The 24,109-nt window shown below is 64.4% G+C and carries 28 protein-coding genes; 15 read left to right on the forward strand and 13 right to left on the reverse strand.

Going from position 1 to position 24,109, the window contains the following annotated elements:
• Positions 1–4 precede the first annotated feature (4 nt).
• A complete protein-coding gene (locus WDX12_RS28855; RefSeq protein WP_320295836.1) occupies positions 5–511 on the reverse strand; it encodes a DUF1993 domain-containing protein in 507 nt (168 codons plus the stop codon).
• A gap of 141 nt (positions 512–652) precedes the next feature.
• Here WDX12_RS28855 and WDX12_RS28860 point away from each other — a divergent pair, with 141 nt between their 5' ends.
• Positions 653–1,702: a DUF1176 domain-containing protein gene (locus WDX12_RS28860; protein ID WP_320295837.1), complete on the forward strand. Its 1,050-nt coding sequence runs from the start codon at positions 653–655 to the stop codon at positions 1,700–1,702.
• A gap of 15 nt (positions 1,703–1,717) precedes the next feature.
• Here WDX12_RS28860 and WDX12_RS28865 read toward each other — a convergent pair whose 3' ends face one another.
• The 7 genes from WDX12_RS28865 to WDX12_RS28895 form a co-directional block, all read right to left on the reverse strand.
• Positions 1,718–2,605: an alpha/beta hydrolase gene (locus WDX12_RS28865; RefSeq protein WP_434725725.1), complete on the reverse strand. Its 888-nt coding sequence runs from the start codon at positions 2,603–2,605 to the stop codon at positions 1,718–1,720.
• A 33-nt stretch (positions 2,606–2,638) separates the two neighbouring features.
• Complete coding sequence (locus WDX12_RS28870; RefSeq protein WP_434722889.1) at positions 2,639–4,255, reverse strand: NTP transferase domain-containing protein; 1,617 nt, start codon at positions 4,253–4,255, stop codon at positions 2,639–2,641.
• A complete protein-coding gene (locus tag WDX12_RS28875) occupies positions 4,252–4,956 on the reverse strand; it encodes an XdhC family protein (RefSeq protein WP_434722890.1) in 705 nt (234 codons plus the stop codon). Before WDX12_RS28875 ends, WDX12_RS28870 begins: the two co-directional genes overlap by 4 nt.
• Before the next feature lie 5 nt (positions 4,957–4,961).
• Positions 4,962–5,300, reverse strand: coding sequence for an XdhC family protein (locus WDX12_RS28880; protein WP_042644561.1), 339 nt, complete (start codon positions 5,298–5,300; stop codon positions 4,962–4,964).
• A 112-nt stretch (positions 5,301–5,412) separates the two neighbouring features.
• Positions 5,413–6,663, reverse strand: coding sequence for a vWA domain-containing protein (locus WDX12_RS28885; RefSeq protein ID WP_434722891.1), 1,251 nt, complete (start codon positions 6,661–6,663; stop codon positions 5,413–5,415).
• A gap of 5 nt (positions 6,664–6,668) precedes the next feature.
• Complete coding sequence (locus WDX12_RS28890) at positions 6,669–7,592, reverse strand: AAA family ATPase (RefSeq protein WP_041008673.1); 924 nt, start codon at positions 7,590–7,592, stop codon at positions 6,669–6,671.
• 46 nt (positions 7,593–7,638) lie between these two features.
• Positions 7,639–8,133: a flavin reductase gene (locus WDX12_RS28895; RefSeq protein WP_140647490.1), complete on the reverse strand. Its 495-nt coding sequence runs from the start codon at positions 8,131–8,133 to the stop codon at positions 7,639–7,641.
• Positions 8,134–8,325: 192 nt separating this feature from the next.
• Between WDX12_RS28895 and WDX12_RS28900 the strand changes: the two genes are divergently transcribed.
• Both WDX12_RS28900 and WDX12_RS28905 read left to right on the forward strand, forming a co-directional pair.
• Positions 8,326–9,396, forward strand: a complete 1,071-nt coding sequence (locus tag WDX12_RS28900) for a branched-chain amino acid ABC transporter substrate-binding protein (protein WP_434722892.1) — start codon at positions 8,326–8,328, stop codon at positions 9,394–9,396.
• The gene (locus WDX12_RS28905) at positions 9,396–10,412 is read left to right on the forward strand and encodes a P1 family peptidase (RefSeq protein ID WP_434722893.1); all 1,017 of its coding nucleotides are present in this window, start codon (positions 9,396–9,398) and stop codon (positions 10,410–10,412) included. Before WDX12_RS28900 ends, WDX12_RS28905 begins: the two co-directional genes overlap by 1 nt.
• A gap of 51 nt (positions 10,413–10,463) precedes the next feature.
• On the opposite strand, the gene WDX12_RS28910 is transcribed toward WDX12_RS28905, so the two are convergent.
• On the reverse strand, positions 10,464–10,721 hold the full coding sequence (locus WDX12_RS28910; RefSeq protein ID WP_320295845.1) for a DUF2171 domain-containing protein: 258 nt from the start codon (positions 10,719–10,721) through the stop codon (positions 10,464–10,466).
• A 197-nt stretch (positions 10,722–10,918) separates the two neighbouring features.
• Between WDX12_RS28910 and WDX12_RS28915 the strand changes: the two genes are divergently transcribed.
• A complete protein-coding gene (locus WDX12_RS28915; RefSeq protein WP_434722894.1) occupies positions 10,919–11,443 on the forward strand; it encodes a hypothetical protein in 525 nt (174 codons plus the stop codon).
• 62 nt (positions 11,444–11,505) lie between these two features.
• A complete protein-coding gene (purB, locus tag WDX12_RS28920) occupies positions 11,506–12,813 on the forward strand; it encodes an adenylosuccinate lyase (protein WP_434722895.1) in 1,308 nt (435 codons plus the stop codon).
• A gap of 248 nt (positions 12,814–13,061) precedes the next feature.
• Here purB and WDX12_RS28925 read toward each other — a convergent pair whose 3' ends face one another.
• Complete coding sequence (locus tag WDX12_RS28925) at positions 13,062–13,874, reverse strand: VOC family protein (RefSeq protein ID WP_434722896.1); 813 nt, start codon at positions 13,872–13,874, stop codon at positions 13,062–13,064.
• A 202-nt stretch (positions 13,875–14,076) separates the two neighbouring features.
• On the opposite strand from WDX12_RS28925, the gene WDX12_RS28930 reads away from it, so the two are divergent.
• The gene (locus WDX12_RS28930; RefSeq protein ID WP_320295849.1) at positions 14,077–14,634 is read left to right on the forward strand and encodes an RBBP9/YdeN family alpha/beta hydrolase; all 558 of its coding nucleotides are present in this window, start codon (positions 14,077–14,079) and stop codon (positions 14,632–14,634) included.
• Positions 14,635–14,641: 7 nt separating this feature from the next.
• Here WDX12_RS28930 and WDX12_RS28935 read toward each other — a convergent pair whose 3' ends face one another.
• The gene (locus WDX12_RS28935; RefSeq protein WP_320295850.1) at positions 14,642–15,415 is read right to left on the reverse strand and encodes an HpcH/HpaI aldolase family protein; all 774 of its coding nucleotides are present in this window, start codon (positions 15,413–15,415) and stop codon (positions 14,642–14,644) included.
• A 217-nt stretch (positions 15,416–15,632) separates the two neighbouring features.
• Complete coding sequence (locus tag WDX12_RS28940) at positions 15,633–15,953, reverse strand: DUF1476 domain-containing protein (protein ID WP_320295851.1); 321 nt, start codon at positions 15,951–15,953, stop codon at positions 15,633–15,635.
• A 273-nt stretch (positions 15,954–16,226) separates the two neighbouring features.
• Here WDX12_RS28940 and purC point away from each other — a divergent pair, with 273 nt between their 5' ends.
• The 6 genes from purC to WDX12_RS28970 all read left to right on the forward strand — a co-directional run bounded on the left by purC (position 16,227) and on the right by WDX12_RS28970 (position 19,383).
• A complete protein-coding gene (purC, locus tag WDX12_RS28945; RefSeq protein WP_040995384.1) occupies positions 16,227–17,021 on the forward strand; it encodes a phosphoribosylaminoimidazolesuccinocarboxamide synthase in 795 nt (264 codons plus the stop codon).
• 64 nt (positions 17,022–17,085) lie between these two features.
• Positions 17,086–17,325 (forward strand): phosphoribosylformylglycinamidine synthase subunit PurS, encoded by a 240-nt coding sequence (purS, locus tag WDX12_RS28950; protein ID WP_320295852.1) that lies wholly within the window; start codon positions 17,086–17,088, stop codon positions 17,323–17,325.
• Positions 17,326–17,343: 18 nt separating this feature from the next.
• Positions 17,344–17,598 (forward strand): hypothetical protein, encoded by a 255-nt coding sequence (locus WDX12_RS28955; protein WP_320295853.1) that lies wholly within the window; start codon positions 17,344–17,346, stop codon positions 17,596–17,598.
• Positions 17,595–18,263: a phosphoribosylformylglycinamidine synthase subunit PurQ gene (gene purQ / locus WDX12_RS28960; protein WP_320295854.1), complete on the forward strand. Its 669-nt coding sequence runs from the start codon at positions 17,595–17,597 to the stop codon at positions 18,261–18,263. Before WDX12_RS28955 ends, purQ begins: the two co-directional genes overlap by 4 nt.
• Before the next feature lie 39 nt (positions 18,264–18,302).
• Positions 18,303–18,713: a hypothetical protein gene (locus WDX12_RS28965; RefSeq protein WP_434722897.1), complete on the forward strand. Its 411-nt coding sequence runs from the start codon at positions 18,303–18,305 to the stop codon at positions 18,711–18,713.
• A 7-nt stretch (positions 18,714–18,720) separates the two neighbouring features.
• Positions 18,721–19,383 (forward strand): Pr6Pr family membrane protein, encoded by a 663-nt coding sequence (locus WDX12_RS28970; RefSeq protein WP_434722898.1) that lies wholly within the window; start codon positions 18,721–18,723, stop codon positions 19,381–19,383.
• Between the two features lie 4 nt (positions 19,384–19,387).
• On the opposite strand, the gene WDX12_RS28975 is transcribed toward WDX12_RS28970, so the two are convergent.
• Positions 19,388–19,636 carry a DUF1127 domain-containing protein gene (locus tag WDX12_RS28975; protein WP_434722899.1) on the reverse strand — a complete coding sequence of 83 codons (249 nt, stop codon included), beginning with the start codon at positions 19,634–19,636 and terminating at the stop codon, positions 19,388–19,390.
• Between the two features lie 91 nt (positions 19,637–19,727).
• On the opposite strand from WDX12_RS28975, the gene WDX12_RS28980 reads away from it, so the two are divergent.
• The 3 genes from WDX12_RS28980 (at position 19,728) to WDX12_RS28990 (ending at position 24,040) form a co-directional block, all read left to right on the forward strand.
• Positions 19,728–21,137, forward strand: a complete 1,410-nt coding sequence (locus WDX12_RS28980; RefSeq protein ID WP_434722900.1) for a PLP-dependent aminotransferase family protein — start codon at positions 19,728–19,730, stop codon at positions 21,135–21,137.
• Between the two features lie 150 nt (positions 21,138–21,287).
• Complete coding sequence (gene purL / locus WDX12_RS28985) at positions 21,288–23,519, forward strand: phosphoribosylformylglycinamidine synthase subunit PurL (protein WP_434722901.1); 2,232 nt, start codon at positions 21,288–21,290, stop codon at positions 23,517–23,519.
• Positions 23,516–24,040, forward strand: a complete 525-nt coding sequence (locus WDX12_RS28990) for a hypothetical protein (protein ID WP_434722902.1) — start codon at positions 23,516–23,518, stop codon at positions 24,038–24,040. Before purL ends, WDX12_RS28990 begins: the two co-directional genes overlap by 4 nt.
• The last annotated feature ends 69 nt before the right edge of the window (positions 24,041–24,109 follow it).

A 24,109-nucleotide genomic window follows, 5' to 3' on the forward strand; every position in this document is an offset into this window, starting at 1 on the left:
AAAATCAGCGATTTCCGAGGAATGTCTGCTTGCCGAGCGGCACGCCGTTGTGGCGCAGGATGTCGTAGGCGGTTGTGACGTGGAAGTAGAAATTCGGCGTCGCCACATGCAGCAGGTACTGCAGGCCGGGCAACGTAGTTTCGCGCCCGCCGAGCCTCAGTTCGACCGTCCTGTCCTCCGAGCCTTCCAGATCGGCCGCAGTAAACGTCGCCAGATGATCGAGCGTCTTGGCGATCCGGGCCTGCAGCTCGGCAAAGCTCGCTTCATTGTCCTCGTATTTCGGCACCTCGCGGCCGGCCAGCCGCGACGGCGCGCCCTTGGCATGGTCGGTGGCGATCTGGACCTGCCTGGTCAGCGCGAACATGTCGGGCGCCAGCCGCGCGGTGAGGAACACCTGCGGATCGATCTTGCGTTCGCCGGCATTCTGCTCCGCCGCCGTCAGGACGCTGGCCAGCGCCTTCAGCCTGGCGGAAAACACGCCCACCGATATGTCGTACATGGAAATGGTCATGGGCAATCTCCCACGCGGCCCCAGCGCCGCGGGCCGTGACCTAGCGCCTCCCGCCACGATTCTTCAAGCGGCCCTGCCCATGGCGTCACCGCGCCGCCGCAATCGCCATGGTAGTATTTTCGTTACCGAGCGGAGGATTCGATGAAAAGAGCCACTTTCGCAGCGACTGTCTTTTTCTCACTGGCCGGCTTCACGCATTCCGCGCTCGCGGCCGATGCCCCCTATATCGATGACCGATCAACAGCCGATGCGGTCGTCCGTTCACTCTACAGCGCCATCAACCGCCACGAATTTGCCCGTGCCTGGGGTTATTTCGGCGATACAAAGCCGGCTAAGGACTTCAACGCCTTTGTCAAGGGTTACGACGGAACCGACAGCGTCGACGTCAAGACCGGCGCCGTTTCGGACGAAGGGGCGGCCGGCAGCATCTATTACAGCGTGCCTGTCGCCATCCAGGCGACCGACAAGAAGGGCGAGGCCAAGGTTTTCGCCGGCTGCTACACGCTTCGCCAGGTCAACGCGCAGATCCAGGAGCCGCCCTTCCAGCCGATCTTCATCGACAAGGGCGCGCTGAAGCCGTCGACCGAGGATTTCGACAGCGCCGTGCCGGCAAGCTGCGGCGACGGTCCGCCGCCGCCGAAGAAGGACGAGGCGCTGGAACAGGCCAAGAAGGCGTTCCTAGCCACCTATGGCGGCCAGTGCGACAAGCAAAGCCCGGACGGCAAGCCGATCGGCGAGCCTGAGGCTCATTCCATCCACTACAAGGACAAGGACGCCCAGCCCAGCGACCCGGAGCGCGAGACGCGGCTGTTCCGCTTCTTCTGCTCGATGGCCGCCTACAACGAGACGGCAGTCTACTACATCGCCGATGACGTCAACGGCGTGACCCAGCTGCAGTTCACCGAGCCGGATCTCGACATCCGCTACGAGAACAACAACAGCGAAGGCAAGGTCGAGTCGATCCACATCATCGGGTTCAAGACCAGCGGCTGGGCGACCAACTCGGACTATGACGACAACACCAAAACCATCACCACATCCGACAAATGGCGCGGCGTGGGAGATGCCTCGTCATCGGGAACCTATCTGTTCCGCAACGGCGATTTCTCGCTCGTCCAGTATGACGTCGATGCATCCTATGACGGCGAAATGAATCCGCAGACGATCATCGACTACAACACTGCCCCTTGAACACGGATTCGCTGATCAGGGCGCCTTCGTCAGCATCCAGTTCAGCGTGCCGCGCCAGTCGACCATGCGGATCGGCGTGCCGTGCGTGCCGGTCTCGAAGCGTACGAAGCGGGTCGGGTAGGACTTCCTGGCCAGGATCGAACGAAAGAAGGCTTCCTGCTTCTCTACCGGGAAGACCACGTCATGGCTGCCTTGGCCGAAGAACACCGGGACGCGGCGCTTGAAGGCCGGGCTGGTGAGGAAGCTGTCGTCCCATAATGAACCCAGCAGCAGCAGGCCGTTGATGCGGCCGCCCGTGTCCTTTCGATCCGCCAGCTTCCAGCAGATCATGCCGCCCATAGAGCCGCAGGCGACGAAGATTTTCGCGCCCGGCGATTGTTGGCCATAGTGATCGATGAGCGCCGCGACCTGCGCCGCGCCCTTGTCGCCGAAATCGGGGAAATCGGGCGAAAGATAGAGCCCATTATTGCCGGCCATCAGGTTCTTGATGCGGTTGAAATTGCCGCCGAAGGTGAAGTCGTCGACGCCTTGCTTACGGCTGCCGCCCTGGCCGTGCAGGTAGAGCACGATGATGGAAGCGCCTTCCGTCCTGCCGACCGCGACATGCCTGATATCGCCGGCATCGGTCTTCAGCATGAGGTCCTGCTGCACCTTGCGCACACCCGGGTCGGTGTATTGCGCACGCACGCGCTTTTCCGGCACCTCGTCGCGCTGGTTGATGTCGCGCATCTCGTGATAGTCCAGCACGGTATAGGCGCCATTGTCGCCGGTCGAGAGCGCTGGCGGATAGGCGAAGAGGTCGTCCTTGAACGGCTTCAGCGACAGCGTCTGCCCCTCGGCAGCGGAGAGGGAAAGCGCTGTTGCGGTGATCAGGGCGAAGAGACGTCGGAAGCGGAAACACATGCCGAGAGCCATGCGAAATTCGGCTCGGCTTTGTCAATCCTGCAGAACGCCGCCCGCCCCTTCCAGCGCCTCGCGCGTGTCCACATCGATTGAGGCGCCCTGCCCGATCTCGACATCGATGACGTCGAGCCCCTCGGCCTCGACCAGGTGGCGCGCGCCTGTATCGCCCTCGAGTTGCGCGACGGCCGCGAAGAGCGATCGAGGCAAAAGCACCGGATTGCCGCGCTTGCCCTGGTGCGAGGCGCGCACCACGGCGTGACCACCGGAGCGGCGAAACGCATCGATCAGGCTGTCGAGGTCGTTCGACGAGACGCCGGGCATGTCGCCGAGCACGATCATGGCGCCGGCCGCGTCGGGCGCGACCTTCGCGATACCCGCCTTCAACGACGAGGCAAGACCGTCCGCGAAATCGGGATTGTCGGCGAGTTTCACCTCGAGTCCGCCAAGCGCCGAACGCACGCGCTCACGCTGATGGCCGGTGACGACAATGGTGCCGGCGGCCTTCGAGCCCAGCGCCCGCCCGGCGGTACGCCGCACCAGCGGCTCGCCGTCGAACAGCGCCAGAAGCTTGTTCGGGCCGCCCATGCGGCTCGAACGGCCGGCAGCCAGAAGCACGATATCGACTTTCAGCGCCGACCTTGCCGGCTGCGGCGCCGGCTCGCGCGGCTGCGGCCTGGTCGGTATTTCCATCAACAGCCCGCCGACGCCCATGCCGGCAATATCGCCCGCGGTGACCTCGAGCCCGGCAACCAGGCGATCGAGCACCCAGTCGAAGCCGTTCTCCTTCGGGCTGCGCGCGCAGCCCGGCGCGCCGACGACGCGCTTGCCGTCGAGCGTTCCGAGCACCAGCAGGTTGCCGGGATCGACCGGCATGCCCGCGCGAACGACGGTACCGCCTGCGCGCTCGATCGCGGCCGGCACGACATCGGCGAAGTCGCTCATCGCCGATGCCCCGAAGATCACCACCATGTCGTTGTCGCGCGCCAGCGCCGTCGCGGCCGCCGCCACGGGCGCAACCTCATGCGGCGTGCGCCGCTCGGCCGTCAGCCGGCCGCCGGAGCGCGCCAGCCGCGCCTCGGTGACGCGCAGCGTCTTGTCGAGCACGCTCGGCTTGATGCCGGGAAGCACCGTCTGGATGACGCCGACAGTGACGGGGCGATAGGCATTGACGGCAAAGATCTCGCGGCCGGCGCAGATCCTCGCCACGCTATCCACCAGGCTTGCGGCGACGGCAAAGGGGATGATCTTCACCGTCGCAACCATCTGGCCCTTCTCGACCGGCGCGTGCTGCGGCAGCGTCGCGATGGTGATGGCCGGATCGACGGCATTGATGGCGTCGATCATCCCGGCGTCGACGGTAAAGACGCCGGAGGCCCCTGCATGCAGGTTCACCCGTCCGGTCGCGGCCGGCTTCACCTCGATGTTGCGGTGGCTCATGGCGGCGGCGATCCTCGCGGCGGCGGCATCCTCGCCGAGATCGTCCTCCGCAAGCACCGCGGCGACGACTTCGGCCACGCCCGCGGCTTTGAGCGCCGCGATGTCCTCACGGCTCAGGCGGTGCGCCTTGCGGAACCGTTTTTCACCGGCGGCGGTCGCGTGGGCCAGCACCGCCCCTTCCGCCTCATCGATCGGAACCGGTCCGAATTTCACGCCACGGCGCCTTTTGCTTCGAGACCGCGCGAGCGGAAGGCGTGGATCGTCTGCGCAAGCACGGCGACGGCGATCTCAGCCGGACTGGCGGCACCGATATCGAGGCCGATCGGCGCGTGGATGCGGGCGATCTGGTCAGCGCCGGCACCGAGCGCCAGCAGGCGTTCGACGCGCTTGGCGTGGGTCTTGCGGCTGCCGAGCGCCCCGACATAGAAGCACCTCGCATCGAGCGCCGCCTTCAGCGCGAAATCGTCGATCTTCGGATCATGGGTCACGGCGGCAAGCGCGGTGTAGCTGTCGAGCGGCGCGCGCTTCAGCACATCCTCCGGCCATTCGGCATGCAGCGCGACGTCGGGAAAGCGTTCCGGGGTGGCGAAGGCGGTGCGCGGGTCTATGATCTCGACGGGATAGCCGGCGATCCTGGCCATCGGCGCCAGCGCCTGGCTGATGTGCACCGCGCCGACCACCACGAGGCGCGGGCGCGGCAGATGCGCATTGAGAAAGAAGCTCCGCCCTTCCGCCTCCACCGACCGCGAATTGCCGGTGCGGAACGCATTGGCGATTGCCGCCCCGAGATCGCCCGCAACATGGTCGCCCTCGCGCACGATGCGGTCGCGGCCGTCGCCAAGGTCGGTGACGAGCACCGCGGCCCGCCGGGCGCGGCGCTCTTCGTTGAGTGTCTTCAGGACATACGGATCCATGATGGTCAGCCCAGCCTTTCGACATAGACCTTGATGCGGCCGCCGCAGGAAAGGCCGACCTGCCAGGCGGTCTCGTCGGCGACGCCGAACTCCAGCATCCTGGCCTTGCCCGAGCCGATGACGTCGATCGCCTCGGTCACCACGGCGCCCTCGACGCAGCCGCCGGAGACCGAGCCATGGAAATTCCCCTCGGCGTCGATGACCAGGTGGCTGCCGACCGGACGTGGCGCCGAACCCCAGGTCTCGACCACGGTCGCGATGGCGACATCCTTGCCGTCCTTCATCCAGCCTTCCGCGATGATCAGGGGATCGCGGGCTTCATCGAGATAAATGCTCTCATCCATCGTCGCTTCTCACAAAGTCTGTTTTTCAAGGGAAATTTTGGTTTTCCCTTCGGAAACTTTAGTTTCCCTCACGAGGAACATCCTCAGAAATATATGGCTGCGGGACATATGGCTACGCGGCCTGCCTCGCGCCAGTTTGCAGCCAGCGGCGCGGATCGACCGAAGCCGCCGGCCGCTGGTCGAGCGAGGCGCAAAGATCGGCCAGCGCATCGAGATTGTGCACCGCCCGGAACTCGTCGACATGCGGCAGCATCGCCTTGACGCCCCGGGCGCGCGCCTCGAATCCGTCGAAACGCAACAGCGGATTGAGCCAGACCAGCCGCCGGCAGGATTTGTGCAGCCGCTCCATCTCCTCCGAGAGGCCGGTGACGTCATCGCGCTCGAGCCCATCGGTGATGAGAAGCACCACGGCGCCCTGCCCGAGCACGCGCCGCGACCACAGCCGGTTGAACTCGGCTAGCGTGTCGCCGATGCGGGTGCCGCCCGACCAGTCCTTCACCGCCGCCGAGCATTCGGCCAGCGCCTCGTCGGGATCGCGATGGCGCATCTGGCGGGTCAAATTGGTCAGCCGCGTGCCGAAGACGAAAGCATGCACGCGGCGGCGCTTTTCCGTCAGCGCGTGCAGGAAATGCAGGAAGATGCGCGTGTACTGGCTCATCGAGCCGGAAATGTCGGCCAGCACGACCAGCGGCGGATGCACTTCGCGCGGCGACCGGAATTTTGGCAGGATAAGCTCACCGCCGGTGCGGGCGGCCGAGCGCATCATGGCGCGCGGATCGATGCGGCGCCCCTGAGCGTCGGGATTGAAGCGCCGCGTGCGGATCAGATCGAATGGCAGGCGCAAGGCCGCGATCGCCTTTTTGGCTTTGGCCATCTCGGCCGCATCCATCTGCGCGAAATCCTTGCCGCGCAGCACCTCGTTGCCGGAAAAAGTGAGGCGCGCGTCGACCTCGATTTCCGGCACTTCCCGGACCGGCTGGTTTTTCTGGTGGCCTTCGAACATCGCCTGGCTGACGCGGTTCTCGGCCGCCCGTGGCTTCTGCTTTTCAGCGTTGTCCGGCGCGACCGGCGAAAACATCGCCAGCAATTTCTCGATCAGTTCGCGCGATTTCCAGAACAGGCGGAAGGCCTCGTCGAAGACGGGATGATCCTCGTGCCGCGAGACGAGCACCGCATGCAGCGTCCAGTAGAAATCGTCGCGCGAGCCTATGCCTGCGGCGAGCACCGCTTCGATAGCGTCCTTCACCGAGGCCGGGCCGACGCGCATGCCGGCCTTGCGCAGCGCTCGGGCGAAATAGACGATGTTGTCGGCGATGCGCCCGTCCGGCGTCGCTTCTCTGGGTTCCGGACGCGGCGACGGCACCGCGGCTACTCCGCCGCCGAAAGCTCGGCCTTCACCTCATTGAGGATGCGCCGGCCCTCGCCTTCGCCGATACGGGCGATATCGTCCTGGTATTTCAAAAGCACGCCAATCGTATCGGATACGGTTTCCGGATCGAGCGCCACCTTGTCGAGTTCGGTCAGCGCGCCGGCCCAATCGATGGTTTCGGCGACACCCGGCGCCTTGAACAGCTCGACCTGGCGCAGCTTCTGGATGAAGGACACGACCTCCGCCGACAGCCGGCGGTTCGCCTGCGGCACCTTGCGGCGCACAATCTCCAGCTCACGCTCGGCATTCGGGTAGTCGACCCAATGATAGAGGCAGCGACGCTTCAGCGCGTCATGGATCTCACGCGTGCGGTTGGTGGTGATGATGACGATCGGTGGCTCTTCCGCCTTGATCGTGCCGAGCTCCGGGACAGTCACCTGGAAGTCCGACAGGATCTCGAGCAAGAACGCCTCGAACGCTTCGTCCGTACGGTCCAGCTCGTCGATCAGGAACACCGGCGCCGCACCCGCCTTGCCGGTCAGCGCATCGAGCACCGGACGGCGGATCAGGTATTTCTCGGAAAAGACGTTGCGCTCCATGTCGGAGCGCACGACCTTGCCTGCCGCCTCCTCCATGCGGATCTCGATCATCTGCGCGGCATAATTCCACTCATAGACGGCCGAGGAGACGTCGAGCCCCTCATAGCATTGCAGGCGGATCAGCCGGCGGCCGAGCGCGTCGGCCAGCACCTTGGCGATCTCGGTCTTGCCGACGCCCGCCTCGCCTTCGAGGAACAGCGGCCGCTTCATGCGCAGCGATAAAAACAGCACCGTCGCCAGCGAGCGGTCGGCGACATAGTCCGCGCCGGTCAAAAGATCGAGCGTTTCGTCGATCGATTTCGGCGCGGGGCGCGGCGCGGTCATCTTGTCTCCGTGGATCCCGCCAATCCGTTTCAGGAAAATGGCCGTTTCAAAGAAAATGGTAGCCGCGGTTGTGGTAGATCAGCGGCCGCAAATTATCGCCGATGCGCAGACCTGTCACCTTGCCAAAAAGCACACGGTGGGTGGCAAGGTCCTTGGCATCGATGATCTCGCAGTCGAACACGGCAAGGGCGCCCTTCAGCGTTGGCGCGCCGGTCGAGATCACATCCCATTCGGCAAGCGCGAAGCGCTCCTCCGCCGGCAGGCCGGTTACGCCGGAAAAGCCGACCGAGACCGCTTCCTGGTCCGAGGCCAGCGTGTTCAACGCGAACTTGCCGTTCTTGACGAACGCCTCGTTCTTGGCGTTCTCGCGGTTGAGACAGACCAGCACTGTCGGCGGCGTGTCCGAGACCGAACAGGCGGCGATCACCGTCGCGCCTCTTTTGCCGCCGGGCCCGTCCGTCGTCACCACATGCACATGGCCGGCAAAATGCGCCATCGCATCGCGATAGTGCTGCGGCCCGATATCATTGATCTTCAGCACCCGATAATCCACCTGTCGGAACCAGTTCGTTATATATGGCGGCATATTGCACGCCACAAGTTGCATAGCACGAGCGAAGTGCTTGACTGCAATCCGCAAATTCGCGTGTTGCGCGGCGCTTAGCCAGCCTTTAGGCATTTCTTGAAATAGTGCCGGGACTGTATTCCCGGCATGGAGGATCTCTTAGCCCGAATGCGTCTTCTCACGACGACATTAGCCGCGCTGCTCTTGCTGTCGCTGGCCGCGAGCGCCGACGCCGAGACGCTGGTCGGCGTCGCCGCGCCGCTTTCCGGCCCGTCGGCGATCCTCGGCAAGCAAATCGAGGTCGGCGCCGGTCTGGCGGCCGAGGCGAACGGCATCTCGATCAAGGCCATCGACGATGCCTGCACCGCAGATGGCGGCGCCGCGGCGGCAAGGGAATTCGTCGACGCCAAGGTCAACGTCGTGGTGGGCTTCCTCTGCACGGAGGCGATCGAGGCCGCGCTGCCGATCCTCAAGGATGCCAACATCCCGGTCATCACGGTCGGCGTGCGCACCGAAAGCCTGACCGATCGGCGCGCCAAGACCGGTTGGCTGGTCTACCGGCTCGGCCCGCGCGGCGACGACGAGCGCAATGCGGTTGCCGCCAAGCTCACGCAGCTCTGGCGCGACGACCTGTTCGCCATCGTCGATGACGGCACCATCTATGGCCGCGAGATGGCCGAGACGTTTCGCGCCGCGGCCGAGCAGGCGGCGCTGAAACCCGTCTTCGTCGACACGTTCCGGCCGCAGCTCGACAACCAGATCGGGCTGGTCGGCCGGCTGAAGAAGGCCGGTGCGACAAAGGTGTTCGCCGGCGGCGACGGCGACGACATCGCGATCATGGGCCGCGATGCCGCGCAGCTCGATGCCGGCATCACCTTTGCCGGCGGCGAGAACCTGCGCACGCCGCCGGGCGATGTGCCCTACGCCGTCGGCACGCTGATGGTCGCCCCACCGGAATGGTCGGAGGTCGCCGATCCCAAGGTGATGCAGGCTTTCGCCGCGAAGAACGTCGTGCCGGACGGCTACACGCTGCCGGCCTATGCGGCGGTCGAGGTTGCCAAGGTCGCGCTGACCGGCGCGGAAAGCTCCGGCCAGCCGCTTGGCCAGGCGCTGACCGGCCATGATTTCACCACCGCGATCGGCACCATTCGCTTCGATGAAAAGGGCGATCTCGGCCAGAACCCGTTCCGCGTCTTCCGCTTCGACGGCACGCATTTCGTACCGCTGGAGGACAATTGATGTTCCGCACCGGGCGGCGCAACCTGATCACCGACGTTGCCGGCCTCAGCGTCGGCAATGCCGCCGACGCCAGGCTGAAATCCGGGGTCACGGTTGTGCTGTGCGATGAGCCTGCCGTGGCCGGCTTCCAGGTGCTTGGCGGCGCGCCGGGCACGCGCGAGACAGACCTGCTCGAGCCGCAGAATTCGATCGCGACGATCCATGCCGTCGTCCTGTCCGGCGGCTCCGCCTTCGGCCTCGACGCCGCCTCCGGCGTGCAGGCGGCGCTGCGCGAGAAGAACATCGGCGTCGAGGTGGGCGGCTTCCGCGTGCCGATCGTGCCGGCCGCGATCCTGTTCGACCTGCGCAATGGCGGTGACAAGGATTGGGGCCGTTATCCGCCTTATCGCGAGCTCGGCTATGAGGCCGTGCAGGCGGCGACAGTGGATTTCGAAATCGGCACGGCTGGCGCCGGCACCGGCGCGCTGACCTCCGGGCTGAAAGGCGGCCTGGGTTCGGCCTCGACCGTGCTCGACAGCGGCGTCACCATCGGCGCGCTTGCCGCCGTCAACCCCACCGGCTCGGTGACGGTCGGCCGCGGCCGCCATTTCTGGGCGGCACCCTTCGAAATCGGCGACGAGTTCGGCGGACTGGGTTATCCCGATCCACTGCCCGAAGACGCCAGGAAGCTCCTGCTGAAATACCGCGACAGGCGTGTCGGCGGACATGAGGAAGCCGGCAGCACCACCATCGCCGTCATCGCCACCGACGCCGTGCTCACCAAGGCCGCGGCCAAGCGGCTGGCGATTTCGGCGCATGACGGCTTCGCCCGCGCCATCTGGCCGACGCATACGCCGGCGGACGGCGATCTGGTGTTTGCGCTGGCGACAGGCAGGAGCGGCATCGAGCTCGGCGCCGATGCCGCGATCGATCTGTTCGCGGCGGCCGGCGCGACCATGGCACGCGCGATCAGCCGCGGCGTCCACGCCGCGACACCCGCCGACGGCGACTTGTTTCCCGTGTGGTCTTCTCGTTGACTGACGCAATTCCAGAAAAGATTTCATCCGGAATTGCGCAAAAAACAAAGATCAGGTCGGATCGGATTTCTCTTCCTCGAAGGTGACGGCGACATCCGAATTCGCGGAGAGCCATACCTTCTGCCCGTCGATCTCCGCGACAAGCGCAAGCGAAATGTAGTGGTGATGGCCCTTGTGCGAGCCCATGCCGCTGTCGGCCTTGGTCAGCTTGATCCTGTCGCCCTCGACCTTGTCGACGGTACCGATATGGACGCCGTCGGCGCCGATCACTTCCATTTGTTCGCGTATCTTGCTGATGTTGGTGCTCATGCTGGTTCTCCGCTGGATGGCGATTTGCCCTTTCGGATGCGAGGCGGCCGACAATAACAAATGAACGCCGGATTGGATGCATCGCGCGGCACGTCTCGTTCACCCTGGCGTGATAGGCATGACGTCCATGAGACAGATGTCATGCCGATGACGCCCAGCCTGCCCGGTCACCAGACGCGCGACAGAGCTCGCCGCTCATGACGCCGCTGCAGCAGGTTCCCTTGCGCCGCGGTGTCATGGACCGGTTGCATGCCGCCGTTCCGTCGGCAAGCGAGGCTGTTGTCGGAACTTTGCTCTGGGGCGCCGCCATGGGTGCGAGCGCGCTGGCAAGCCTTCTGCTGGCCGGCTGGGAGACACCTGACAGAATCCGTTTCGTCGCGCTGCTTTATGTTCTTGGCGGAATGCTTGCGTTTCCGGTTGGGTTGACGCTGGCCAGGCTGGCTTCTCGCGGCCGTCAATGGGAAACAGCCTTCGCCGCGGCATTCGTGTGGCTTCTGGCGGCAACGCTCGCCTTCACCGGCGGCCTGTTCGCGCTGCAATATCGCTCCTATTATGCCGAGTGGCATGCGCCGGCATTCACGCTGACTTGGGCATTCGAATTCGCCTTCACCATGCTGACCGCGCTCTACCAGTTCGTGGTGCTTGGCGTTCGGCTCTATTTTCCGCTGGGTTTTGCGGCGCTTGTCGGGGTCAGCATCTGGTTTACGCGGCAGCGACGTTGAGCATCGGGCCCGCCTCTGTTAGGACGCGGCCAGCGCTTATCTAGGCAGGACTTAAAAAACGAATGATCCCTCGCTATTCCCGGCCGGAAATGGTCGCCATCTGGTCGCCCGAAACCCGCTTCCGCATCTGGTTCGAGATCGAGGCGCACGCCTGCGATGCGCTGGCGGAGTTGGGCGTCATCCCGAAGGAAGCGGCAAGGACCATCTGGGAAAAAGGCGGCGCCGCCAAATTCGATGTCGCCAAGATCGACGAGATCGAACGCGTCACCAAGCATGACGTCATCGCATTCCTGACCCATCTCGCCGAATTCGTCGGACCGGATGCCCGCTTCATCCACCAGGGCATGACGTCGTCGGACGTGCTCGACACTTGCCTTGCCGTGCAGTTGACGCGGGCCAGCGACATCCTGCTTGCCGACATCGACGGCCTGCTGGCGGCGCTGAAGCGCCGCGCCTTCGAGCACAAGGACAACGTCACCATTGGCCGCAGCCACGGCATCCATGCCGAGCCGACCACCTTCGGCGTCAAGCTGGCGCAGGCCTATGCCGAGTTCTCGCGCTGCCGCGAGCGACTGGTGCACGCGCGCGAGGATATCGCCACCTGCGCCATTTCCGGCGCCGTCGGCACCTTCGCCAACATCGAGCCCTATGTCGAAGAGCATGTGGCGGCAAAGCTCGGGCTGAAGCCGGAGCCGGTGTCGACCCAGGTCATCCCGCGAGACCGCCACGCCATGTTCTTTGCGACGCTCGGTGTCATCGCCTCGTCGGTCGAACGCCTCGCCATCGAGATCCGCCACCTGCAGCGCACCGAGGTGCTGGAAGCGGAAGAGTATTTCTCGCCGGGGCAGAAGGGCTCGTCGGCGATGCCGCACAAGCGCAACCCGGTGCTGACCGAGAACCTCACCGGCCTCGCCCGCATGGTGCGCGCCTACGCCATGCCGGCGATGGAAGACGTGGCGCTCTGGCACGAGCGCGACATTTCGCATTCCTCGGTCGAGCGCATGATCGGGCCGGATGCGACGGTGACGCTGGACTTCGCGCTGGCGCGCCTGACCGGCGTCGTCGACAAGCTGCTTGTCTACCCCGAGAACATGGAGAAGAACCTCAACAAGTTCCGCGGGCTGGTGCATTCGCAGCGCGTGCTCCTGGCGCTGACCCAGGCCGGCCTGTCACGCGAGGACGCTTATCGGCTGGTGCAGCGCAACGCCATGAAGGTCTGGGAGCACGGCGCCGATTTCCTCGAGGAACTGCTTGCCGACAAGGACGTGACGGCGGCCCTGCCCGAAGCCGAAATCCGCGAAAAGTTCGACCTCGGCTACCACACCAAGCATGTCGACACGATCTTTAAGCGGGTTTTTGGAGAGGCTTAAGGTCGGGTAAGAGTTGCCCGCCAGCGCCAAGCTGGAACACCCCTCATCCGTCTTGTCGTTTCACGACAAGCCACCTTCTCCCACAGGGGGAGAAGGGGGAGTTTGGCACTACGTCTCCGCAAATCACCGACGCTTGCGATTAGCGGTAGCGCTGGCGCGGCCTTCCCTTCTCCCCTTGTGGGAGAAGGTGGATCGGCGCGACGGCGCCGAGACGGATGAGGGGTGCTCCAGCTAGGCGCAGCCCTCTGTTACGCCTTCCCAGGCACCGTCCTGATCACCGTGCCCCACGGATCCTCACGGCTCGTCTCGGCCTTCGCATTGTCCGAACGCATCTCGACCCAGGCGAGGCCCGAGCGGGACGGATCGCGGCGGCCGGCGCCGGCGCTCTGCCAGGCATTGGCGCCGATGTGATGATGGTAATGGCCGGACGACAGGAACACCGCCTGGCCGCCATATTTGGCGACGGTGTCGAAGCCGAACTGGTCATGCCACCAGGCCTCCGCATCTTCCGGCCGGCCGACGCGCAGATGCACATGGCCGACAATGGTGTTTTCCGGCGCGCCCTGCCAGCCGGCATCGCCCGCCGGCACACTGCCGACAACCGTCGGCAGGTTCAGCCGCTCGGTCGCCATGGCGATCTTGTCGCCGTTCCACTTCCAGTCCTGCGGGCGGCGGTCGGCATAGATCTCGATGCCGTTGCCCTCCGGATCGGTCAGATAAAGCGCTTCGCTGACCAGATGGTCTGATGCGCCCTCGATACCGATGCGGTTGGCGGCGGCGTGGCTGATCCAGCGGCCGAGATCCGCCCGCGACGGCAAAAGGAAAGCCGTGTGGAAAAGCCCGGCGCTGCGTGGATCGTCAGGCTTGGCCGAAGCATCCGGCTCCAACACCAGCAGCGGCCGGTTGGCGGCACCAAGCGTGATCGCACCGTCGGCACGGCTCAGTTCCTGCAGGCCGACAACGGCGCGGTAATAGGCGGCCAGGCTCTCGGCGTCGCGCGCCTTCAGCCCGACACGCGAAACGCTGACCGGGGTGGTCGCGGCAAAAGGCAGTTCGCTCATCAAACTCTCCGTTCGGGCGGCACCTGATCCCAACATGGGGATTTTCCTGGCCACCAGCAATTGTTCCTTCTTCTCCTTCCAAATCGTCGATTGCGATCGTTCACACAAGACAGCAAGAATCGAACAGGTTGTTCACAATTGTGATCGCTCCGAATTTTCCGACAGGGTTGCAGCCAAGAAGGACGCTCGCTACATCGGCGCCATGAAAGTCAAAGACGCAGATATTCTGATCGTGCCGGGCTATACCAATTCCGGTCCCGAGCACTGGCAGACCCGCTGGCAGTCGAAGCTGTCGACGGCCCGCCGGGTCGAGCAGGCGGAATGGACCAAGCCCGTGCGCGAGGACTGGACGGCGAGCGTTGCGAGCGCCGTCAACGAGGCCGAGCGGCCGGTGGTTCTCGTCGCGCACTCGCTAGGCGTCGCGGCTGCGGTGCAGGCCATCCCGCAATTCAAGAAGCCGATTGCCGGCGCCTTCTTCGTCGCGCCGCCGGATGTCTCCAATCCGGAAATCAGGCCGAAACATCTGATGACCTTCGGCCCTTATTCGCGCGATCCCCTGCCCTTTCCGTCCATCGTGATCGCCAGCCGCAACGATCCGTTCTGCGCCTTCGAGGTCGCCGAGGACATTGCCGCCGCCTGGGGATCGCTCTTCATCGACGCCGGCGAGGCCGGCCATCTCAACCACGACGCCGGCTTCGGCCCATGGCCTGAGGGTTCGATGACTTTCGCCAAGTTCCTGACGGAATTGAAGCAGCCGTAGGCCGCGTTCAGCTTCCTATGGAATCCCGCATGCTCTTCAGCAGCGTCTTAGCGCCAAGCGAGATCAGCGTGTGATCCGAGCCCATGGCTAAAAGCCGGTAGCCCATCGACACGACGCGGCCGGCGATTGTCGGTTCGATGACGTAGATCGCGGCATGCTTTCCGGCCTTGCGCGTCCGCTCGGCGATCGACGCGACCGTCTCCATCATGCTTTCCAGCGTCGAATTGATGGTGGTGCCGTTCGACCAGGCGATCGAGAAATCCGACGGACCGACGAAGATGCCGTCGATGCCGGGCGTGTCCAGAATGCCGTCCAGCGCCTCGAATGCCGCCCGTGTCTCGACCATCGCGAAAGCCATGGTGCGCTGGTTGGAATCGCGCAACCATTCGGCATGGTCGCCCTTGCCGTGGCGCGGGAAGGCATAGGTCGGGCCCCAGGAGCGCTCGCCCAGCGGCGGGTATTTCATCGCCGCGGCGAACTGCCTGGCATCGGCCACGGAGTTCACCATCGGCGCGATCACCGCCTCGGCGCCGAAATCGAGCGCGCGGCTCGCCATGTCGAAGCGTCCGACCGGAATGCGCACCAGCGCCGGCTTGTTGGCGGCCAGCACCGGCACCAGGCCACGCAGCACGCTGTCCTCGTGGTGGCCGCCATGCTGCATGTCGAGGGTGACGGCGTCAAAACCCTGCTTGGCGATGATTTCGACCGTCAGCGCGTCCGGCACGCCCGACCATGCGGTGAACAGCGTTTCGTCGGCGGCCAGGCGAGACTTGAGCGACATCGGAACTTTCCTTGTTAACAATCCGCAGTTTCGTCGGAAACCACGCCAACGCAAAGAAAAACCGCCCGGCTTGGCCGGGCGGTCGATTGGTCCAGTCGGAGCAATTCCAGGAAAGTTTGTACCGGGTTTCCGCCCGGAATTGCGTAAAAACAAAGAGATAGAGCATGATGCCGAAAAGCGTGAAGCGGTTTTCCGGCGACATCATGCCCGTGCAGCCTCAGGTGTTCTTGATCTGCTCGATCGCCTGCGCCATCAGCTCATCCATGGTGCGGCGGATCTGATGATCGGACTGGTTGACGCCGGCGGCGTCGAAATCCTGGCGGATCTTGCGGAAGACATCGTGGTCGCCCGCTTCCTCGATATCGGAGACCACCACTTCCTTGGCATAGGCCTCGGCATCGGCGCCGGATTTGCCCAGTTTCTCGGCGGCCCACAGGCCAAGCGCCTTGTTGCGCCGCGCCGCAGCCTTGAAGCGAAGTTCCTCGTCGAAGGCGAATTTGCGCTCAAAACCCTCTTCGCGGTCTTTCATGCTGCTCATGGCGTCCCTCCGATCAATCCGATTCGCTTGGCGGTGTATATGTGTGTTGGGCAAGCACAAACCAAAAGGCCGCGGGCCGGTCAATATGCTTCGTCGCATGCTGCGCTGCGGCATTTCAGTCCCGAAAGCGGTTGATTCGCGGGATTTGCCGATTGAGCAAACAAGACGATTGCGATAACACCGGCATTGAACGCCGCCTTCGCCATACTAATTTAGGCAGACGGACAGGAACTGGTCACTCGCCGCCTGCCCGCAGATCCAGAGAAAAATCAGATGAAAAATCGCCGCCGCATTTACGAAGGCAAGGCCAAGATCCTCTATGAAGGACCTGAGCCGGGGACGCTGATCCAGTTTTTCAAGGACGATGCCACCGCCTTCAACAAGAAGAAGCACGAAGTTGTCGATGGCAAGGGCGTGCTCAACAACCGCATTTCCGAGCACATCTTCAACCACTTGAACCGGATGGGCATCCCGACCCACTTCATCCGCCGGCTCAACATGCGCGAGCAGCTGATCAAGGAAGTCGAGATCATCCCGCTCGAGGTCGTCGTGCGCAACGTCGCCGCCGGCTCGCTGTCCAAGCGCCTCGGCATCGAGGAAGGCACGGTGCTGCCGCGCTCGATCATCGAATTCTACTACAAGGCCGACGCGCTCGACGACCCGATGGTGTCGGAAGAGCACATCACCGCCTTCGGCTGGGCAAGCCCGCAGGAAATCGACGACATCATGGCCTTGGCCATCCGCGTCAACGACTTCCTGTCCGGCCTGTTCCTCGGCGTCGGCATCCAGCTCGTCGACTTCAAGATCGAATGCGGCCGCCTGTTCGAGGGCGACATGATGCGCATCGTCGTCGCCGACGAGATCTCGCCCGATTCCTGCCGGCTGTGGGATGTCGCCACCCAGGACAAGCTCGACAAGGACCGCTTCCGCCGCGATATGGGCGGCCTGGTCGAGGCGTATCAGGAAGTTGCCCGCCGTCTCGGCATCATCAACGAGAACGAGCCGCCGCGCCCGACGGGTCCGGTGCTCGTTGCCTCTTCCGAGGCGCCCAAAGGCCTGAAGCACTAATATTGACGGGCCTGCCGGACACGGCAGGCCTTTTTCCTAAACGACTGTCTGCCCAGGAGTATCGATGAAAGCCCGTATCACCGTGACCCTCAAGAACGGCGTTCTCGACCCGCAGGGCAAGGCGATCGAGCATGCGCTCTCCGGACTGGGCTTCGACGGCGTCGGCCAGGTGCGCCAGGGCAAGGTGTTCGACATCGAGCTCGCCGGGGCCGACAAAGCCAAGGCCGAGGCCGACCTGAAAGCCATGTGCGACAAGCTTCTGGCGAACACGGTGATTGAGAATTATAGTGTTGCTATAACCTGAGGTTGTAGCGGAGGCACAATGCCGGAAGCCACGAACGAATTGATGTTCGAGCTGTTGAAACGGGTCCATCACGAAATCGGCGAACTTCGCCAGGATGTGTCCGAAGCCAAGCGTGAGTTGAACGTGATGCGAGGTCACATGGTGGCCACGCAGAGTGATATCCATAACATCTATGGTATTCTTGGCCGTCAGGACGAGCGACTCGAACGCATAGACCGCCGTCTCGACTTGCGGGAACTTGCCGAAAATCAGAGGCCTTTCGAACCAAAATGAAATCAGCCGTCGTCCTCCTGCCTGGCCTCAACCGCGACCGCGACATGATCGCGGCGCTGACCAAGATTTCCGGCCAGGCGCCGGCGACCGTCTGGCAGACCGACACGGAAATCCCCGATGTCGACCTGATCGCCATCCCCGGCGGCTTCTCCTTCGGCGATTATCTGCGCTGCGGCGCGATCGCGGCGCGCATGCCGGTGATGCGGGCGGTCGCCGAAAAGGCCGCCAAGGGCGTCACCGTCATCGGCGTCTGCAACGGCTTCCAGATCCTGGTCGAGGCCGGGCTGCTGCCCGGCGCCCTGATGCGCAATGCGTCGCTGAAGTTCGTCTGCCGTCAGGTGAAGCTCGAGATCGCCAACGCCAACACCATGTTCACCCGCCGCTACCAGCCGGGACAGATCATCCGCTCGCCGGTGGCGCATCACGACGGCAACTACTTCGCCGATGCCGAGACGCTCGCCCGCCTCGAAGGCGAAGGCCAGGTGGTGTTCCGCTATGCGGACGGCACCAATCCCAACGGCTCGATCAACGACATTGCCGGCATCGTCAACGACAAGGGCAACGTGCTCGGCCTGATGCCGCATCCCGAAAACCTGATCGAGGCCGCGCATGGCGGCAATGACGGACGGGCGCTGTTCGAGAGCGCGCTCGGCATCGCGGCTTGATCCTTTGACATCCTATCGGAACGCGGGGGCGGACTGACCATGAGACTGACGATTGCGCGCCTTGCTCTCCTGGCGGCGGCCGGGCTCGCCTTGGCTTCCTGCCAGTCCAGCCCCAAGACAACGCCGGTTCCGTCAGGCAAAAGCGCCTCGCTGCTTGCCATGGAACAGGTCGCCATCGCGGCGCATAAATGCTGGATCGCCAGCAAGGATCCGGCCTTCAAGACCTATCAGATGGCCAACGAGCTCAATTCCTACAGCGGCACGCCGCGCTTCCTGCTGGTGCCCGCCAAGCATTATGGCGGCAAGCCGCTGCTGGTCGTTCAGGCGCAGGGCAACTCCAGCCGGGTCGATGTGTTCGGGCCGCTGATGAATGAGCCGCTCGGCGCGCGCGTCGGCTCAGACATCGCCCGCTGGCAGGCCGGCAATCCGTCCTGCGCGGCTGCCGCGTAAGATTGCCATGGGCCGGTTCCTGCAGATCGCGGGGCTGGTTGTCGGGCTGATCGGGCTCGTCCTGCAGTTTGCGATTACCATTCCAGCGTCGATGGCGGCAGGCCGTGGCCTGCTCGGCTCGATCGTCTTCTATTTCAGCTTCTTCACCGTGCTGACCAACATCGCGGCGGTGATGGTGCATGCTTCGCTGCTGTCACCCGCCGGCTATGCCTGGTTCCCGGCCTTCGCCGGGCCGCGGATGCGAACCGGCGTGGCGGTGGCCATTACCCTGGTTTTCATCGTCTACGCCACGGTCCTGGCGAAGCTCTGGCAACCGCAGGGTTTGTTCCTGCTCTGCGACATCCTGCTCCACTACGTCACGCCGCTGATCTTCGTGCTGTGGTGGCTCATAGCCGGTGCCGACGGCACGGCGCGCTGGCGCGATATCTCCTGGTGGATAATCTACCCGCTCGCCTATCTCGCCTACGCGCTGATACGCGCGCCCTTCGCCGGCGAAGTGCCCTACCCGTTCCTCGACACTGCCAAGAACGGCGCGGCCAGCGTCGCCGTTTCGGCGCTGGCCATCACTGGGTTGTTCATCGCATTGAGTGTACTCGCCGTGTTTGTCGATCACGGCATCGGCAGGCTGCGGGGAAAGCCTGCAACCCGGACGGAATCTGGCCGAAGATAGGCCGTCATTCCCAGAACGCCCGGATGCCCTCGCGATACGCGTCGCAGCGCGAGATGCCGATATCCTTCAACTGATCGTCCGTCATCTCCATCAGCGCGAGGCGGCCGCGCCGGCGCTGCAGCATGCGATCGATTTGTTTGGCGACGGAACGGACCACAAATACCAGGCGGCCGATGAAGCCGCGGCGGCTCTGAGGATCGGCCTGCGCGCCAAATGCCGGACCGGCGTAGCGAATTGTGTCGATTGTATCCATTTCCGTTCTACCTTGTCTCGATTGTACCTTTCCAATCGCCGGTTCGATATGGATTGACTCATTACGCGGTGCAATATAGAAAATTGTCACCATGACAAATTGGCTCCCTGACCTCTCCTCTGGCTCCGGTCCGCTCTATCAGCGTCTTGCTGACAGCATTGAGTCAGATATCGACAAGGGCGTCATCGATGCCGGTGCAAAACTGCCGCCGCAGCGCGACCTCGCCTATGACATCGGCACGACGGTCGGCACCATCGGCCGGGCCTATCAGCTGCTGCGCGAACGCGGTCTGGTGAGCGGCGAGGTCGGCCGCGGCACCTATGTGCTTGGACAGCGTACTGAGACCCCGAAATCCGATGTCGAGCCAGGCTTGCAGGGCACGCGCCCCATCGACGCGCCGAGCGGCAAGCTGCGTTTCGACAGCACCGCCGCGCCCGATGTCGGCCAGGGCGCCGTGATTGCCGACGTGCTGGCGCGTACGGCGCAGGAGCATCCGCACGACATTTCGAGCTACACGCGGGATTTTCCCGAACGCTGGTATGAGGCAGGCAGCCGCTGGCTGGCGCGCAATGCCTTCCGTCCCTCGCCCGATTCGATCGTGCCGACGCTGGGCACCCACGCCGCGGTCATGGCTGCGATCGCAGCACTTACCATGCCCGGCGACTATGTGGTCTTCGAGCATCTCACCTATTCGCAGATCGCACGCAGCGCCGGGCTGATCGGCCGCCGCACGGCGCTGGTTTCGACTGACGACGACGGCATCGACCCGGACGATTTCGAGCGCGTCTGCGCGCAGAAACATCCAAAAGTGATGTTCCTGATGCCGACCGCGAAGAACCCGACCCTGGTGACGCTCTCGGCGGAACGGCGGCAGGCGATCGCGCGGATCGCACGCGAGTACAATGTCGCGCTGATCGAGGACGATCTTTACGGCGAGCTCACCGACGACCCGACGCCGCTGCTGGCCGAATATGCGCCGGAGCGCACCATCGTCGCCGGCGGCTTGTCCAAATCCGTCGCCGCCGGCGTGCGCGGCGGCTGGCTCTCCTGCCCGCCGACCTATCGCCATCGCATCCGCGTCGCGCACAAAATGATGACCGGCGGCCTGCCTTTCCTGCTGGCCGAGGTCGGCTCAAGGCTGGTGATGTCGGGCCAGGCGGGCGAGATCCGCAAGCGCTGCATTGCCGAAATCCAGGCGCGCCTCGCCATCGTGCGTGACGTGCTGGCCGGGTTCGACATCCAGGCAAGGGACAACGTGCCCTTCCTGTGGCTGACCTTGCCGGACCCGTGGCTGTCCGGCACCTTCAAGAATGCCTGCCTGGCGCAAGGCGTGCTCATCGACGACGAGGACGAGTTCAAGGCCGGCCGCTCCGAGCAGGTCTTCCACGGCGTGCGCTTTGGCGTGTCGCAGCCCCGGCAAAGCAAGGATGTCGCCGGCGGCGTCGCCGTCATCCGCCGCCTGCTCGACGAAGGCCGTGCCGGCTACGACAGTTTTTCCTGATCGAGCCGGCAAGCCCCAGATCCTTGTGCATCGCCGCGGAGGCAGTTTTCCGGCGTTTTTCATCATCCAATGGGGGTGTATCGCGCGAAAGCTTGCGATAAGAGGAGACTCAAAGAACCTCCCCTTTCCCACGGACAAAAATCGCCGCTCATGACCATTTCCAATTCCGTGCCGATCACCCCCGAGCTCGTCGCCGCGCATGGGCTGAAGCCCGACGAATACCAGCGCATCCTCGATCTGGTCGGCCGCGAGCCAAGTTTCACCGAGCTCGGCATCTTCTCGGCGATGTGGAACGAGCACTGCTCCTACAAGTCCTCCAAGAAATGGCTGCGCACGCTGCCGACCAGCGGCCCGCAGGTGATCCAGGGTCCGGGCGAGAATGCCGGCGTGGTGGATATCGGCGACGGCGACTGCGTCGTCTTCAAGATGGAGAGCCACAACCACCCCTCCTACATCGAACCTTATCAGGGTGCCGCGACCGGCGTCGGCGGCATCCTGCGCGACGTCTTCACCATGGGTGCCAGGCCGGTTGCGGCGATGAACGCGCTGCGCTTCGGTGCGCCGGACCATCCGAAAACCCGGCATCTCGTTGCCGGCGTGGTTTCGGGCGTCGGCGGCTACGGTAATTCCTTCGGCGTGCCGACCGTCGGCGGCGAGGTCAATTTCGATGCCCGCTACAACGGCAACATCCTGGTCAACGCCTTCGCGGCCGGCCTTGCCAAGACCAACGCCATCTTCCTGTCGCAAGCCAAGGGCGTCGGCCTGCCGGTCGTCTATCTCGGCGCCAAGACCGGACGCGACGGCGTCGGCGGCGCCACCATGGCCTCGGCCGAATTCGACGACAAGATCGAGGAGAAGCGCCCGACAGTGCAGGTCGGCGATCCCTTCACCGAGAAATGCCTGCTGGAAGCCTGTCTCGAGCTGATGGCGTCGGGCGCCGTCATCGCCATCCAGGACATGGGTGCGGCCGGCCTCACCTGCTCTGCGGTCGAGATGGGCGCCAAGGGCGATCTCGGCATCGAGCTCGACCTCGACAAGGTGCCCGTGCGCGAGGAGCGCATGAGCGCCTATGAGATGATGCTGTCGGAAAGCCAGGAGCGCATGCTGATGGTGCTACGCCCCGAGAAGGAAGAGGAGGCCGAGGCGATCTTCCGCAAATGGGGCCTCGACTTCGCCATTGTCGGCAAGACCACCGACGATCTGCGCTTCCGTGTCCTTCATCAGGGCGACGAGGTCGCCAATTTGCCGATCAAGGACCTCGGCGACCAGGCGCCGGAATATGACCGCCCATGGGTCGAGGCGCAGAAGCCCGCGCCGCTTGCCGCCAACGATGCGCCGAAGGCCGATGTCGCCGATGCGCTGCTGAAAATGCTTGGCGGGCCGGACCTCTCCTCGCGCCGCTGGGTGTGGGAGCAGTACGACACGCTGATCCAGGGCAATTCGCTGCAGCTTCCCGGCGGCGATGCCGGCGTCGTCCGCGTCGAGGGTCATCCGACCAAGGCGCTGGCCTTCTCCTCCGACGTCACGCCGCGCTATTGCGAGGCCGACCCTTACGAAGGCGGCAAGCAGGCCGTGGCCGAATGCTGGCGCAACCTCACCGCCACCGGCGCCTTGCCGCTCGCCGCCACCGACAACCTCAATTTCGGCAATCCGGAGCGGCCCGAGATCATGGGCCAGTTCGTCGGCGCCGTAAAAGGCATCGGCGATGCCTGCCGCGCCCTCGGCTTCCCGATCGTCTCCGGCAATGTCTCGCTCTACAACGAAACCAATGGCCGCGGCATCCTGCCGACGCCGACCATCGGCGGCGTCGGGCTGATCGCCGACTGGTCGAAGATGGCCCGTATCGGCTTTGCCGCCGAGGGCCAGATGATCGTGCTGGTCGGCGCGCCGCCGAGCTGGGGCAGCCATCTCGGCCAGTCCGTCTATATGCGCGACATCCACGGCCGCGTCGACGGTCCGCCACCGCCCGTCGACCTCGACCATGAGAAGCGCGTCGGCGATCATGTGCGCGCGCTGATCTCTTCCGGCATCGTCACCGCCGCCCACGACGTCTCCGACGGCGGCCTGGCGATAGCGCTGGCCGAAATGGCGATGGCCTCCGGCATTGGCGCCACGATTCCCGGCCTTACAGGCACCGATCCAATCCCGGTCTGGTTCGGCGAGGACCAGGGCCGCTATCTGCTGACGCTGTCGATCGACCCGCAAAGCGGCGAATGGGACAGGATCCGCGAGGAGCAGGGCAAGCTCGGCATCTTCGCGCCCTGGATCGGCACCACCGGCGGACGTGAGTTGAAGCTTGGCGAGGCACGGTCGATCCCGGTCAGCGAGCTGACCGCCACCCATGAGGGCTGGTTCCCGCGCTTCATGGATCAGGCCAGTTGACGAGGTTAACCGCCAGGGCGCTGATCGCAGTCGTCTTCTGGCCGTGCCTGTTCTTCTTCTGGTTTCTCGGACCATTCGTGCTGTTCCTTCTGTCGACAACCTCGGGCGAGGTCTGTCCACTGCTGGAAACCCGCGCGCAATTCCTCGCCGCGGCTAACGGCACACTGCCAATGCTCGTCGTGCAGAACCTGATCTACGCGGTTCCGGTCGTCTGCCTGGTGCTGTGGAACAGGCTTTCTCCGGAGCCTGCGCGAGCAAGGCACGTCGCGACCTGCATCAAGCTCTTCGCCGTCGCCGTGGTGATTGGGGCGGTTTGGGAATATGGCTCGTCCTTGACCTGCGACGGCTACGGCCAGCCCTTCTTCTCACCCGCATGGCAGATGACGAGCTACCTTCCGATCGTCAGCCTGTTGATCAACATCCCGCTCTACATTCTGGTCTTCAGCCTCGGCCGCGCCTATTCGACGCGCGATGACATCACCGAAGACGGCGTGGTTCATTCCAGCCGGGACAACGCCTAAGTCCCTACCGCCGATGGAACGGCTTCAATCCGGGCCGGAAAGGCTTTAGGCTCACCCGAGTCACACTAC

Origin of the sequence: Mesorhizobium sp. RIZ17 (assembly GCF_051127865.1) — a bacterium.
GTDB classification, from domain to species: domain Bacteria; phylum Pseudomonadota; class Alphaproteobacteria; order Rhizobiales; family Rhizobiaceae; genus Mesorhizobium; species Mesorhizobium humile.